Annotated in this window: 12 protein-coding genes; 7 read left to right on the top strand and 5 right to left on the bottom strand. The window is 71.8% G+C overall.

The annotated features are described in order from the left end of the window. The first annotated feature begins 13 nt into the window (after positions 1-13). Positions 14-577 (top strand): hypothetical protein, encoded by a 564-nt coding sequence (locus tag HCN51_RS38950; protein WP_168017023.1) that lies wholly within the window; start codon positions 14-16, stop codon positions 575-577. A gap of 128 nt (positions 578-705) precedes the next feature. Here the strand turns inward: HCN51_RS38950 and HCN51_RS38945 are convergent, their stop codons facing one another. The 3 genes from HCN51_RS38945 to HCN51_RS38935 form a co-directional block, all read right to left on the bottom strand. After that, a complete protein-coding gene (locus tag HCN51_RS38945; RefSeq protein WP_168017021.1) occupies positions 706-3,204 on the bottom strand; it encodes a DUF3516 domain-containing protein in 2,499 nt (832 codons plus the stop codon). An 80-nt stretch (positions 3,205-3,284) separates the two neighbouring features. Next, entirely contained in the window at positions 3,285-3,782 is a 498-nt protein-coding gene (locus tag HCN51_RS38940; protein WP_168017019.1) for a GNAT family N-acetyltransferase, read from the bottom strand. Positions 3,783-3,828: 46 nt separating this feature from the next. Further along, a complete protein-coding gene (locus HCN51_RS38935; protein ID WP_168017017.1) occupies positions 3,829-5,094 on the bottom strand; it encodes an acyltransferase family protein in 1,266 nt (421 codons plus the stop codon). Positions 5,095-5,279: 185 nt separating this feature from the next. On the opposite strand from HCN51_RS38935, the gene HCN51_RS38930 reads away from it, so the two are divergent. Together HCN51_RS38930 and HCN51_RS38925 are read left to right on the top strand one after the other, a co-directional pair. Further along, positions 5,280-6,527 carry a sensor histidine kinase gene (locus tag HCN51_RS38930; protein WP_080036835.1) on the top strand — a complete coding sequence of 416 codons (1,248 nt, stop codon included), beginning with the start codon at positions 5,280-5,282 and terminating at the stop codon, positions 6,525-6,527. After that, a complete protein-coding gene (locus HCN51_RS38925) occupies positions 6,518-7,165 on the top strand; it encodes a response regulator (RefSeq protein ID WP_168017015.1) in 648 nt (215 codons plus the stop codon). Before HCN51_RS38930 ends, HCN51_RS38925 begins: the two co-directional genes overlap by 10 nt. Before the next feature lie 137 nt (positions 7,166-7,302). On the opposite strand, the gene mihF is transcribed toward HCN51_RS38925, so the two are convergent. Together mihF and HCN51_RS38915 are read right to left on the bottom strand one after the other, a co-directional pair. Further along, positions 7,303-7,608 carry an integration host factor, actinobacterial type gene (gene mihF / locus HCN51_RS38920; protein WP_043641121.1) on the bottom strand — a complete coding sequence of 102 codons (306 nt, stop codon included), beginning with the start codon at positions 7,606-7,608 and terminating at the stop codon, positions 7,303-7,305. Between the two features lie 613 nt (positions 7,609-8,221). Continuing rightward, entirely contained in the window at positions 8,222-9,451 is a 1,230-nt protein-coding gene (locus tag HCN51_RS38915; protein ID WP_168017013.1) for an ROK family protein, read from the bottom strand. A gap of 23 nt (positions 9,452-9,474) precedes the next feature. Here HCN51_RS38915 and HCN51_RS38910 point away from each other — a divergent pair, with 23 nt between their 5' ends. The 4 genes from HCN51_RS38910 to HCN51_RS38895 all read left to right on the top strand — a co-directional run bounded on the left by HCN51_RS38910 (position 9,475) and on the right by HCN51_RS38895 (position 13,954). Then, positions 9,475-10,758 carry an MFS transporter gene (locus HCN51_RS38910; protein WP_346433948.1) on the top strand — a complete coding sequence of 428 codons (1,284 nt, stop codon included), beginning with the start codon at positions 9,475-9,477 and terminating at the stop codon, positions 10,756-10,758. 414 nt (positions 10,759-11,172) lie between these two features. Further along, positions 11,173-12,225, top strand: coding sequence for a LacI family DNA-binding transcriptional regulator (locus HCN51_RS38905; RefSeq protein ID WP_168017009.1), 1,053 nt, complete (start codon positions 11,173-11,175; stop codon positions 12,223-12,225). Next, complete coding sequence (locus HCN51_RS38900) at positions 12,222-13,139, top strand: carbohydrate ABC transporter permease (RefSeq protein ID WP_346433947.1); 918 nt, start codon at positions 12,222-12,224, stop codon at positions 13,137-13,139. The genes HCN51_RS38905 and HCN51_RS38900 overlap by 4 nt, the downstream gene beginning before the upstream one ends. Then, the gene (locus HCN51_RS38895) at positions 13,136-13,954 is read left to right on the top strand and encodes a carbohydrate ABC transporter permease (protein ID WP_080036840.1); all 819 of its coding nucleotides are present in this window, start codon (positions 13,136-13,138) and stop codon (positions 13,952-13,954) included. The genes HCN51_RS38900 and HCN51_RS38895 overlap by 4 nt, the downstream gene beginning before the upstream one ends. Positions 13,955-13,963 lie beyond the last annotated feature (9 nt).

The raw sequence follows: 13,963 nt of genomic DNA, 5'->3' as shown, positions 1-13,963 counted from the left end.
ACCATTTTGACCCATGATCACAGCACTGGTGCTGGCGGCCGCGGTCGCCATCCCGAACAACGTCCTCCTGTACGAGAAGGAAGCCGCCAAGAAGGACGACAACCCCGAGACGAGCTGGGCGATCTCCGGCAAGAAGAGCGCCCCGCTGGTCGTGAACCCGTGCCAGAAGGCGAAGCTCGGCCAGGCCGGGCGCACCCAGGCCAGGACGCTCACCTACACGGCCGTGCCCGACTACTCCAAGTCGGAGCAGGTCGTGCTCTACGCCTCGGCGGCGGCCGCCGGCAAGGCGCTGCGCGACCTGGAGGCCGCCGTGCGCTCCTGCGGCAGCGCCGCCTACCGCTACTCGGCCACCGCCGCCGCCCTCGGCGACCAGGGGCTGATGGTGACCGGGCAGGCGTACCAGGGCAGGAAGCCCGCCGTCGGCGGCGAGCGGGCCGTCGTGACCCGCCGCGCGAACGCCCTGATCCTCTACACGGTCGCGGGGGAGTGGGGCAAGCCCGCCAAGGCCGACTTCAAGCGCCAGACCAGCGACACCAAGCGGATGCTCGGCAGGATCTGCACCATCGCCGACTGCTGAACGCGGGGAATGTCTCGATCTTGCGACATTGTCATGACACGACCCCGACAGTTTCTGGACGAAACTGAATCGACAGGCCTGTGCCGGGACGCCCTTGCCAGTCCGTTCCGGCACACGGCTTGTTCCTTCTAGAGCCGGTTGAGCCCCTGCACGTGCAGCACGGCCCGGCCCTCCTCGTCGGAGGCGGCCAGATCCACCTGGGCGTCGATGCCCCAGTCACCGTCTCCGGCCGGATCCTTGATCGTCTGCCGCACCTTCCACAGGCCGCTCTCCTCCTCGATGCGCAGCAGCGCCGGCCCGCGCGCGTCGGCGTCGGTGAGGATCTCCTCGTGGTCGGCGTAGTACGCGTCGAGCGCCGCCCCCCAGTCGACGTCGGGGGCGAGCTCCTCCAGCTCGTCCTCCTTCTCCAGCGCGCACAGCTCCACCAGCCGGAACATCGCGTTGCGCACCAGCACCCGGAAGGCCCGCACGTTCGCCGTGACGGGGCGCACCTTGACGTCGAGCTGCTCCTGCTGCTCCAGCGCCGCCTCCGGGTTGGTCAGCTTCTCCCACTCGTCGATCAGCGAGGAGTCGACCTGGCGCACCAGCTCGCCCAGCCACTCGATGAGGTCGACCAGGTCGTCGGTCTTGAGGTGCTCCGGCACCGTGCGCGACAGCGTGCGGTAGGCGTCGGCCAGGTAGCGCAGCACCGTGCCCTCGGAGCGGGCCAGCTCGTAGAACTGGATGTACTCGCTGAACGTCATCGCCCGCTCGAACATGTCGCGCACCACCGACTTCGGGCTGACCGTGTAGTCGCCCACCCACGGGTGGCCGCGCCGGTAGGTCTCGTAAGCCCCGAGCAGCAGGTCTTCGAGCGGCATCGGGTACATGACCTCGGCGAGCTGCTCCATGCGCTCTTCGTACTCGATGCCGTCGGCCTTCATCTGCGCGACGGCCTCGCCCCTGGCCTTCTTCAGCTGCGCCGACAGGATCTGGCGCGGGTCGTCGAGGATCGACTCCACGATCGAGACCATGTCGAGCGCGTACGACGGCGACTCGCGGTCGAGCAGGTCGAAGGCCGCCAGCGCGAACGTGGACAGCGCCTGGTTGAGCGCGAAGTCCTCCTGCAGCTCGATCGTCAGCCGGGCCCTGCGACCCTGCTCGTCGGGCTCGCTGAACTGCTCGACGATGCCGCCCGCCAGCAGCGACCGGTAGATGGCGATGGCCTGGCTGATGTGCCGGCGCTGCCACTTGCGGTCTTCGTGGTTGTCGGTCAGCAGGTGCTTCATCGCCTGGAAGCAGTCGCCCGGACGGTTGATGACCGCCAGCAGCATCGCGTTGCTGACCTTGAACCGGGAGTTGAGCGGCTCGGGCTCGGCCTCCTGCAGCTTGACGAAGGTGTCCTCGCTCCAGCCGACGAAGCCCTCCGGCGGCTTCTTGCGGGCGTAGCCGCGCCGCCGCTTGGGGTCGTCGCCGATCTTCGCCAGGGCCTTGGCGTTCTCGATGTCGTGCTCGGGGGCCTGGCAGGCGACGTAGCCGATCGTGTCGAAGCCCGCGCGGCCCGCCCGGCCGGCGATCTGGTGGAACTCGCGGGCCCGCAGCCGCCGCACCTTGTTGCCGTCGTACTTCGACAGCGCCGTGAACAGCACCGTGCGGATCGGCACGTTGACGCCCACGCCCAGCGTGTCGGTGCCGCAGATGACCTTCAGCAGGCCCGCCTGCGCCAGCCGCTCCACCAGGCGGCGGTACTTCGGCAGCATGCCCGCGTGGTGCACGCCGATGCCGTGCCGCACCAGCCGCGACAGCGCCCGCCCGAACCGCGTGGTGAACCGGAACCCGCCGATCATGGTGGCGATGGCCTCTTTCTCGGCCTTGGTCGCCATGTTGATCGACATCAGCGCCTGCGCCCGCTCCATCGCCGCCGCCTGCGTGAAGTGCACGACGTAGACCGGCGCCTGGCCGGTGGACAGCATCTCCTCCAGCGTCTCGTGCAGCGGTGTCATCCGGTAGGAGTACACCAGCGGCACCGGCCGCTCGGCGTGCTTGACCACGGCGGTCTCGCGGCCGGTGCGCCGGGTCAGGTCGTCCTTGAACATCGTGACGTCGCCGAGCGTCGCCGACATCAGGATGAACTGCACCTTCGGCAGCTCCAGCAGCGGCACCTGCCACGCCCAGCCGCGGTCGGGCTCGGCGTAGAAGTGGAACTCGTCCATCACCACCTGGCCGATGTCGGCCGCCGCGCCGTCGCGCAGCGCCACGTTCGCCAGGATCTCCGCCGTGCAGCAGATGATCGGCGCCCCCGGGTTGACGCTCGCGTCGCCGGTCATCATGCCGACGTTCTCGGTGCCGAAGACGGCGCACAGGTCGAAGAACTTCTCCGACACCAGCGCCTTGATCGGGGCCGTGTAGAAGGTGCGCTGGTCACGCGTCAGCGCCGTGAAGTGCGCGCCGGCCGCCACCAGCGACTTGCCGGAGCCGGTGGGGGTGGCCAGGATCAGGTTGTTGCCGGAGACGACCTCGATGAGGGCCTCCTCCTGCGCGGGATAGAGGGTGAGCCCCCGCTCGGCGTTCCAGGCGACGAACGCGTCGAAGATGGCGTCGGGATCAGCGTCGATCTCTTCGGGCAGGCGGTCAACGAGTAGGCTCACACTCCTATCCTGCCGAAGTTTGCCGGGTGGTCGAACCGGGGGCGGGCAACTCCGTCAAGGTCGCTCGTGGCCGAGCGCCTTCAGCGCAGGTCGAGCTGCATCAGCACGGTGTCGATCCAGCGGTCGTGCTTGAAGCCGACGGACCTCAGCCGGCCCGCCGTCTCGAAGCCGAACCTCTCGTGCAGCCGGGCCGAGGACGGGTCGCCCGAGTCGGCGATCACCGCGACGAGCTGGCGCGCCGGCGTCCGCCGCGCCGCGTCGATCAGGGAGCCCAGCAGCAGCCGCCCCAGGCCCCGGCCGGTGAAGCCCGGCGCCAGGTAGATCGTGTCCTCCAGGGTGTGCCGGTAGGCGGGCTTGGGACGGTACTGGGCCACGTAGGCGTACCCGGCGACCTGCCCGTCCACCTCGGCCACCAGGAACGGCAGCTCCGCGCCCGTGATGCCGCCCGCCTTCGCGCGCCAGTCGTCCGTCGTGAGCGGGGTCTCGTCGAACGTGGCGACCGTGGTGGTCACGTAGTGGGCGTAGATATCGGCGATGACAGGAAGGTCGGTTTCGAGCAGGGCGCGCACTTTCGTCATGCGAACATTCTTCTCACGAGCGGATGACGGCCGTGTTTCCCGAACCTCACCGCGACGCCAGGCGCGGAGCCGTCAGCAGCAGCCCGCCGAGCAGCGCCAGCACCGCCAGGAACGGCCCGCCCCCGGGCGCGAACCCGCCCACTGTCAGCGTCAGCACCCCGGCGCCCACCAGCCCGGCACCCGCGAGCATGCCGCCCCAGCCCGCCGTCCCGTACGGCAGCGACGGCGGCGTCTCGAACCGCGCGAACCCCTTCAGCAGCGGCCACATGACCAGGCACAGCAGCCCGAACCAGACCGGCCAGCCGAGGAACCACAGGATGCTGCCCGGCCGCGGCGTGTCCACGCCCAGCAGCACCACGACCACCCCGGTCACCGCGAACAGGGCCGGCATGTGCCACAGGTACATCGTCATGATCCGCGGGCCCGCCCAGTCCAGCAGGCGGCGGGCGGGCAGCCGCACCAGCGCGGGGCGCAGCGTCACGGCCAGGCCGACCTGGCCCAGGCCGACCGCGAGCATGGCCAGCGTGGGCGGCGCCATGTTGGACACCTCGGCGCCCGGCAGGCCGATCATGCTGCCCGGGTAGGGGCCGTACGCGACCAGCAGCGCCGCCGCGCCGAACCCGCCGAGCGCCAGCGCCCACGCCCCGCGCAGCCTGCCCTCGGCGTAGAAGAAGCCGAGCTGGTGCACGGCCATCCAGACGAAGACCACGTTCAGGTAGCCCACGGCGTCCACGCCGGTCGAGAACCTGGCCACGTCCGTCAGCACCGCCCCGGCCGCCAGCGCCACCGGGACCCGCCAGCCGTGGCGCTGGTGCAGGCGCAGCGCGTACGGGGTGGCCGTGACGGCGATCAGGTACACGGCCAGGAACCACAGCAGCTGGCCTGTCAGCTTCGCGCCCACCTCCAGCGGCTGCGCCGGCACGCCCAGCGTGAGCAGGATGTGCGGCAGCGGGATCCAGACCGCGGCCAGCGGCAGCAGCGGCCAGGCCAGCCGCCGCAGCCGCACGGCCAGCCACGCCGGCGCGGGCCGGGAGGAGCGGGCGAACCCGATCGCGTTGGCCGCGCCGCCCGCGAAGAACACCAGCGGCATCACCTGGCTGAGCCACGTCACCACCCACACGCCCGGCGTCGACAGCGCGTTGCCGGTCGTCAGCCGGCCGCCGTCGTAGTCGAGCACCGGGATCGTCCAATGCTGGAACACGATGAGCGCCATGCCCACCACCCGCAGCAGATCGATGAACGGGTCACGCGCGGCGGCCGGCGCTTTCGGCGCGGCCGGTGCGAGCGCGGGGCGGTCCAGCAGGACGGTCATGGGGGAGCCTCGCTTCCAGGGGGACGAACGCCTCAAGGCTTTCGCCACCGGCCACCCCGGCACATTGCCGCGGGCCACCGTCCCGGGGTGACGGCCCCGTCACCCGTCGCGGTAGTGCTGGCCCTACCCCCGGACACCGGCGCACCCGCTCGTGCCCGCCGTTCCCGCGCTCTACCGTTGGGGCCATGCGCTCCCTGACGAGGCGGGTCCTCCTTGACACCCGATACACGCTGGTCGGCTTCCCCACGACGCTGATCGGCTTCGTGCTCATGATCGCGGGCTTCGCCGCCGGGCTCGGCACCGCGGTGGTCTGGATCGGCGTGCCCCTGCTGGCCGGCACGCTCATGATCGCGCGGGGTTTCGCCGACGCGGAGCGCGGCTGGCTGTCCGACGTGCTGGGGCGCCCGCCCGTACGGCCGCGTTACAAGCCCGTCCCGGAGGGCGCCGGCCGCTTCCGCCGGCTGGTGAACCCGCTGATGAGCGGGCAGTCGTGGCTCGACCTGCTGCACGGCATACTCAACCTGCCGTTCGCGATCCTCGGGTTCGTGCTCACCATCGTGTTCTGGGCGATCCCGATCGGCGGGCTGACCTACCCGCTGTACGGGATCATCACCTCCAACATCCCCGGCAACACGGAGCTGCCCCAGTTGCTCGGCCTGGGCGACGGCTACCTCGTCAACTCCGCCTTCTACGTCATGCTCGGCCTGGTCTTCGCGCTGATCATGCCGTTCGCCGTGCGCGGCGCCGCACTCGTGCGGGCCGGGCTCGGCCGGGCGCTGCTGACCGGCGTGGCCGAGCTGCAGGAGCGCATCGACGACCTGGCCGAGGGCCGCGCCGCCGCCGTCTCCGCCGAGGCCAACGCGCTGCGCAAGCTGGAGCGCGACATCCACGACGGGCCGCAGCAGCGGCTGGTCTCGCTGGCCATGGAGCTGTCGAGGGCGCAGCGGCAGCTGGCGAAGGACCCGGAGGCGGCGCAGGCCACGATCAAGTCGGCGATCACCGCCACCCGCGAGACGCTCGACGAGCTGCGCGCGCTCTCGCGCGGCATCGCCCCGCCCATCCTGTCCGACCGCGGCCTCGCGCCCGCCCTGGCCGCCCTGGCGGGCCGCTGCACCGTGCCCGTGGACCTCGACGTGCAGACCGTCGAGCGCTACCAGGCCGCCGTCGAGAACGCGATCTACTTCGTCTGCGCCGAGACCCTCACCAACGTGGCCAAACACAGCCGCGCCACCGTCTGCACCGTCCAGCTCGCCCGGGTCGGCAACTACCTGATGCTCACGATCGGGGATGATGGGGTCGGCGGCGCGCACGTCGCCAAGGGACACGGGCTCGCCGGGCTGGCCGACCGGCTCCGCGCAGTCGACGGGGAGCTGACCGTGCAGTCGCCCGACGGCGGGCCCACATTGATCGTGGCGGAGGTGCCGTGCGGGTAGTCGTGGCCGATGACGCGGTTCTGATCAGGGAGGGCCTGGTCAGATTGCTCGAGGAGTTCGGCTGCGAGGTGGTGGCGACCGTCGGCGACGGCGACGCCCTCGTGGGGGCGATCGCCGAGCACAAGCCCGATGTGTCGGTGGTGGACGTGCGTATGCCGCCGTCCTTCACCGACGAGGGGCTCAGGGCGGCCGTGGAGGCCAGGCGCAGGGTGCCGGGGGCGCCCGTGCTCATCCTGTCCCAGTACGTCGAGGTGTCCTACGCCGACGACCTGCTCGCCGACGCCAGGGGCGCGGTGGGATACCTGCTGAAGGACCGGGTCGTCGACGTCGACGAGTTCATGGAGGGCCTGCGGCGGGTGGCCGCGGGCGGCACCGTGTTCGACCCGCAGGTGGTGTCCCAGTTGATGGTGCGCAGGCGCAAGGACGACCCGCTCGCCCAGCTCACGCCGCGCGAGCGCGAGGTGCTCGGGCTGATGGCCGAAGGGAAGTCCAATCCGGCCATCGGGCGCCAGCTCGTGATCAGTGACGGGGCCGTGGAGAAGCACATCAGGAGCATCTTCAACAAGCTCGGCCTCTACGCGGAGGACAGCGACCAGCATCGCCGGGTGCTCGCCGTGCTGACCTACCTGCGTTCCTGACCGCTCATGGGGGTTTTCGACCCCTCTGGCTGGCCCGCCGTCGAGCGGGGCGGCATCCGCCCGGCGGCCCTCCTGGCCAGTGAGGGGTCGCTGGCCGGTCCGCGCGGCGTTCCGCGCGGACCTGGCCGCCCGGCCTTTTAGCCGAGCGCGTCGACCAGCTTCTTGCGCTGCTGGGCGCCCAGGCCGCCGAGGCGGCGCTTCTCGTCGACGCCCGCCTCCTCCATGAGCGCGGTGGCCTTGGCCGGGCCGACGCCCTTGACGGCGCGCAGCGCCTGCGACACCTTGATCTTCTTCGCGATGTCGTCGTCGCGCTCCAGCAGCTGAGCGAACGTCAGCTCGCCCGCCTTGACCTTGGCCAGCAGGGCCGTGCGGGCGGCACGGGCCTCGGCGGCCTTGGCCAGAGCGGCTTGACGCTGCTCGGGGGTGAGAGTGGGAAGTGCCATCTCAGTTCTCTCCTCGGGGAGTTGACATTCGGGTTCTGTTACCCGTGGTGCAGTGGCTAATCATGGCGGATACCAGCGGTTCGTGTTGCGGAAAGCGCCCGCTCAGCGTGCATCCCGCACCGAAGCGGCAGCTTCGGCGCACGCCCGGCCCCGCCTGATCGGGCCTCCGCCGGCCCCTACGGTGCCGGCCACGGGCTCTGGCTGACCGTAGCCGGGCCACAGCGGAGCGCTATCGCGGACGCCCCGAAACCCGCCTCCGCCAGGCCCGGCAGCTCCCGTCTCTCAGCGGCCGGCACGGGAGGCTCCGCGGTGGGTCCGCGCGGAGTCGCCGACGAGTGCGCCTCGCCCCGCGCGAGCACCGGCCGGGAGCCGACCGCACCCAGCCTGAGCTGCGAGGACGCCGGATTCGCGCCCTCATTCGCGACCGCGAAGGAGACCGCCGCCCCCTCCCTGAACGCCTGTTCGACGGCCGCCTCCGTCATGTCGAGCGGGAGTTCGATTCTCACGCGCTCGTCCCCTCGATCGTGAGGGTGCGGCGCCTTGGACCCTTCCATCCGTGCCACCGTCCTGCGGAGGTCCGCAAGATCACCTATGTGACCTCGGAAGGGACGTGTTATTGCGCGCTTTCCCCGTCCAGGGTGGAATGCGTCACACTTTGCCGGTCGGGCGTGTCGCGGGCCTGGTCAGGGTGGTTTTTACGCCAGAGTTCTAGGCCCTCCGTCGTGAGGAAGGCGTCGAAGACCGACTCCATGGCGCCGAGGAGCGAGCCCCGCCAGCCCAGCGCCGACCCCTCGATCCGGGGCGGGTGGTCGCGGCGGATCGCCATCAGGCCCGGCTCGCAGGCCGCCAGAAGGGCCTCACCGGCCCGCTCGCGCAGCTCCGCGCCGTGCCCGGACAGGGTGACCACCTCGGGGTCGTGCGCGTTCACCAGGGCCGCTATGCCGCGTCCCAGGGCCCGCGCGGTCGCGGTGACCGCCTCCTCGCTCGTGGCCAGCACCCGCTCGGCCTGCTCCCTGCCCCTGCCGCCGCCGTAGGCCAGGCCGACGTGGCGCAGCAGCGCGTTCGCGCCGACGTCCATGCCCCAGCAGCCGACCGCGCCGCACGGGCAGCGGCGCTGGCCGCCGCCGATCGCCATGTGGCCGAACTCGGCGCCCGTGCCGCTCGCCCCGGCGACCGCGTGCCCGTCGAGGACCAGCACACCGCCCAGGTCGAAGTCCACGTGCAGGTGGACGCCCACGCGCACGCCCCGCAGCCGGCCCCTGCGGGCCTCGGCCAGCGCCGCCAGCGCGGTGTCGTTGCCGACGAACAGCGGCGGGCCCGGCTCGCCCAGCAGGGCCGGGACGTCGACCGCGCGCCAGCCCAGATGGGCGATGTCCACCCGGCCGCCGTGGCTGATCGGGCCGGCCAGGGCCACGCCGACGCCGACCGCCCGGTGACCGAGCCTGCGGACCTGCTCCGCGACGGCCTCGCCCAGCGGGCCGAGCGTGCCCTCCGGCGTCCCGTCATGGGGCCGCACGCCGAGCACCGTGACCCGGCCGCCCAGCTCGCACGCGGCCAGCTCCCAGGCGTCCTCGCGGACGTCCACGGCGAGGGCCACGGGACCGCGCGGGTGCGGGCCCGGGATCTGCGTCGGACGGCCGCGCGTGTGCTCGGGGGCCGGCTCCTCGTGCAGCAGGTCGTCCTCGGCCAGGCCCGCGACCAGCACGGACGCGGTGCCCCTGGCCAGGCCGAGGTCCCGGGTGAGCTGGGACCTGGTGCGGGTGGCCCCGCAGTCGTGTACGGCGCGCAGCAGCCTGACCCGGTTGTGCGCGCGAAGCTGCCCGCTGGTTGTGGCTCCATTCACGGTTCACAGTTTATGCTCTAGTCGTGAACAAAAGCCTCATTCAGGCCAGACGTGCTCGTGTCGGTGTTTTCGGATTCTTCTTCCTTGCCGGTTTTGTCATGGGACTGTGGGCGGCCGGCCTGCCCTCGCTGAACGACCGCCTCGCACTCGGGCCCGCCCGGCTCGGCAGCGTCCTGCTGCTCATCTCCGGCGGCGCCCTCGTGTCGATGCTGGCCGCCGGGCCCCTGGTGGACCGGTGGTCCAGCCGGCGCGTGTGCTGGTTCGCCGGCCCGTTCTCCGGCCTGGTGCTGCTCGGGCCCGCGCTCGCACCCTCGTACTGGTCGCTGGCCGCGCTCGCCGTGCTGTTCGGAATAGGGCTGGGCGTGACCGAGGTCGCCATGAACGCCCACTCCGTCGAGGTCGAGCGGCGCTACGGGCGGCCCATCATCTCCGCCTTCCACGGCGTCTGGAGCCTCGGCGGGGCCGCCGGCGGCGGGCTCACCTCACTCGCCCTCCAGGGCGGGCTGGACGCGCAATGGCTGCTCATCGCGGCGGCCATCGTGGTGCCGTTCCTGTACCTGCCGGCCGCGTACCTGCTGCTGCCCGACCCGCCCGCCCACGAGAGCGCCACCTCCACCACCGGCGCGCCCGCCACCGGCGGCTCCTCGCTGCGCTGGGGGCTCATCGCCCTGCTCGGGCTCGCGGCCTTCGCCGGGCACCTCAGCGAGGGGGCGGCCATCGACTGGGCCGCGCTGCACGCCCGCTGGGTCCTGGAGACCGACCCCGCCGTGGCGCCCCTCGCCTACACGATCTTCTCCGTCGCCATGACCACCTTCCGCCTGCTCGGGGACCCGATTCGGGGACGGCTCGGCTCCGTCCGCACGATCCAGCTCGCCGGCGTCCTCGCCACCCTCGGGTACGTCCTGGTGCTCCTGTCACCGCTGGTGGGGGAGACGCTGCGGGTCGCGTGCGCCTGGACCGGCTGGGCCCTGGCCGGAGTGGGTCTGGCCACCGTCGTGCCCGTCCTGTTCAGCGCCGTCGGAGCCGCCGGAGGCCGGGTCGGACGCGCCCTGGCCATGGTGACCGCCTTCGGCTACAGCGGGCTGCTGCTCGGGCCCGCCGTGCTCGGATTCGTCGCGGAACACGCGTCGCTGCCGGTCGCGCTCTTCATCCCGGCCGCGCTGGCCGCCGTCGTCACCCTCGCCGGCTCCCCCGCCATCCGCGCCCTCCTCCGCCACTCCACCACCCCACCCGCCGACCCGGGCTTGCCCGGCGGCCCGGCCGCGACCCCCGTCCCCGACGGCGAGCCCCAGCCCGCCCGGGACTGACCCGACCCGGCGCGCCCGCCCGCTCGGTGGGGAGTGGGCGCGCTTCCCCCCGTGGAGGAGCGGCCCACGCGGTCGCGCTCCTCGCCCCACGCCTCACGCATCCTGCCCCGCCGTGCGCGCCCTGTCCCGCGCCATGCGCGTCCTGTCCCGCCTCGCGCCGCACTGTGTCCCCCGCGCCGCACTGTGTCCCCCGCGCCGCATGCCTCCGCGCGTCCGCGTGCGTCCGGACGTTCGCGCCCCGGTCCTTACGGCGAGGGGTTGGGGTGTGACCGAAATTTGCGTGTGTAGCCGCTGACCTGGTGTTATGTGATCGTGACTTGACCTGCAAGTTACGGCCATGTTTCATGTCCCCAATCCGTAAACGTTTACAGACGATCACGCCGTAAACGTTTACACACCATGGGAAGGACAGCCTTGGCCGACGGACCCACGATCAACACGATCGCCGAGCGTGCGGGCGTCTCGATTGCCTCCGTCTCGCGGGTGCTGAACGGCCTGCCGACCAGGCAGGAGACCGTGCGCAAGGTGATGGCCGCCGCCGACGAGCTCGGCTACGTGCGCAACGCCGTGGCCAGGTCGCTCAAGTCGCGCCGCACCCACCAGGTCGCCTTCGCCATGGCCGACGTCGGCAACCCCGCCTACCTGGCCATGCTGCGCGAGATCCAGCCCGTGCTGAAGGCCGCCGGCTACCGGCTGGTGCTGCACTCGACGGACGCCGTCGCGGCGGACGAGATCGACGTGCTGCACAGCCTCGGCGAGCGTTACGTGGACGGCCTGATCATGAGCCCCCTGCGCGTCACCGAGGCGCACCTGCGGATGCTGGCCACGGCCAGGGCGCCCGTCGTGATCATCGGTTCGGTGCCGGAGGGCACCCGCGTGGACAACGTGCGCGCCGACTCGCGCACCGGCGTGCGGCTGGCGATCGACCACCTCTACGCGCTCGGCCGCCGCCGCATCGCCATGATCAACGGCCCGCTCGACACCGTGCCCGGCGCCGCCCGCGGCGCCGCCTACCGGGAGGCGCTGCACGACCTGGGCCTGCCGTACGACGAGAGCCTGGTGCAGATCGGCGACTTCTACCGCCCCGAGGGGGCGCGGGCCGTGGCCGCGCTGCTCGACCGGGTCCCCGACGTGGACGCGCTCATGTGCGCCAACGACCTGATCGCGCTCGGCGCCCTCGACGTGCTGCGCGCGGCGGGCAAGCGGGTGCCCGAGGACGTGGCGGTGGTCGGCATGGACGACACCGACCTGGCCGCGGCCTCGTGGCCGTCGCTGACCAGCGTCTCGCTCGGGTCGGCCGAGCGTGGCAAGGCCGCCGCCGAGCTGCTGCTGGAGCGGCTGCGCGGCGACGCAGGCGAGCCGAGGGTGGTCACCGTGCCGCCGCGGCTCGCCGTACGGGCCTCCACCGCGGGCCCCGACTACGACCGGAGGCAGTCCGGCTACGACGGAGAGGGGAGCGGGAAGTGACGGCGACCGTGACGCGACCGGCGCCGCCGCGCGGGCCACGGCGGGCGCGGCGGCGCGGGATCTCGCGCCAGACCCGCGAGATGTGGGTGCTGATGCTGCCGGCCCTGGTGCCGGTGCTGCTGTTCAGCGTGGGCCCGCTCCTGTACGGCATCGGCCTGGCGTTCACCGACGCCCGCAACACCCGCGTCCACCAGACGGAGTTCGTGGGCCTGGAGAACTTCACCCGGCTGCTGACCGACGCGGAGTTCTGGTCGTCGTTCCAGATCGGCGCCATCTGGGCGGTCTCCGTGACGGTGCTGCAGTTCCTGGCCGCGCTGGGCCTGGCGCTGCTGCTGAACGAGAAGCTGCGCTTCAGCGGCCTGGCGCGGGTGCTGTCGGTGGTGCCGTGGGCGATGCCGCCGGTGGTCATCGGCCTGATGTGGAAGCTCGTCTACCACCCCGACGCGGGCATGCTGAACGACCTGCTCGGCACGCACATCAACTGGCTGGCCGACTTCTCGCTCGCGCTGCCGGCGATCATCGTGGTCGGCATCTGGGCCGGCATGCCGCAGACGACGGTCGTGCTGCTGGCCGGCCTGCAGAACGTCCCGAAGGAGCTGTACGAGGCCGGCGAGATGGACGGCGCGGGCACCTGGCGGCGCTTCTGGAGCATCACGCTGCCGCAGCTGCGCCCGGTGATCGTGGCGATCACCTCGCTCGACTTCGTGTGGAACATCAACCAGTTCGGCCTGGTCTACGTGCTCACGCAAGGCGGGCCGGGCGGCCGTACGCGGCTGCCGATGCTGTTCGCCTACGAGGAGGCGTTCAGGTACCGCATGGCCGGTTACGCCTCGATGCTCGGCCTCGCCATGGCGATCGTCGTGCTCGCGGTGCTCGGCCTGTACCTGTGGCGCCAGATGAGGGAGGCCAAGTGAGACGCGTTCTCCAGTACGTCGCGCTGGTCGCGTACGTCGTCTTCCTGGCGTTCCCGCTGCTGTGGCTGCTGTCCACGGCGCTGAAGACGCCGCAGGAGATGGCGCTGACGGAGCCGACGTGGATCCCGCGCGAGCCGACGCTGGCCAACTTCGGCGACGCGTTCGGCGAGCAGGACCTCGTCGGGGCGGCGCTGCGCAGCCTGGTGGTGGCGCTGTTCGCGAGCGTGATCACGGTGCTGATCTCGCTGCCCGCCGCCTACGCCATGGCGCGTTACCGCGGCCTGCTCAACAAGGTCGCGATCGGGTGGGTGCTGGTCAGCCAGGTGTTCCCGTTCATCCTGATCATCATCCCGCTCTTCATGATCCTGCGCGACCTCGACCTGGTCAACACGCTGCCGGGGCTGGTGGTCGTGCACGTGACGTTCACGCTGCCGTTCGCGCTGTGGATGTTGCAGGGGTACGTGCGCGCGGTGCCGCGCGAGCTGGAGGAGGCCGCGGCCGTGGACGGCGCGGGCCGGCTGCGCTCGATCGCCAGCGTGGTCGCCCCGCTGCTCGCGCCGGGCGTCGTCGCCACCCTGCTGTTCTCGTTCATCTCGTCATGGAACGAGTTCATGTTCGCGCTCGTCGTCCTGCAGAACCCCGACGTCATGACGCTCCCGCTCACGCTGGTGAGGTTCACCGGCCCCGAGGGGGTGGCCAGGCTCGGCCCGCTGGCCGCGGCGTCGCTCATGGCGACGATCCCGAGCCTGATCTTCTTCGCAATCATTCAGCGGCGACTGAAGTCCGGCCTGATGGCCGGCGCCGTCAAGGGCTAGGAGGCTCAT

Source organism: Nonomuraea composti (genome assembly GCF_012034275.1).
Classification (GTDB): Bacteria; Actinomycetota; Actinomycetes; order Streptosporangiales; family Streptosporangiaceae; genus Nonomuraea; species Nonomuraea composti.
Note: the sequence above shows the minus strand (reverse complement) of the source record. Positions and strands in the feature narration are given on the sequence as shown.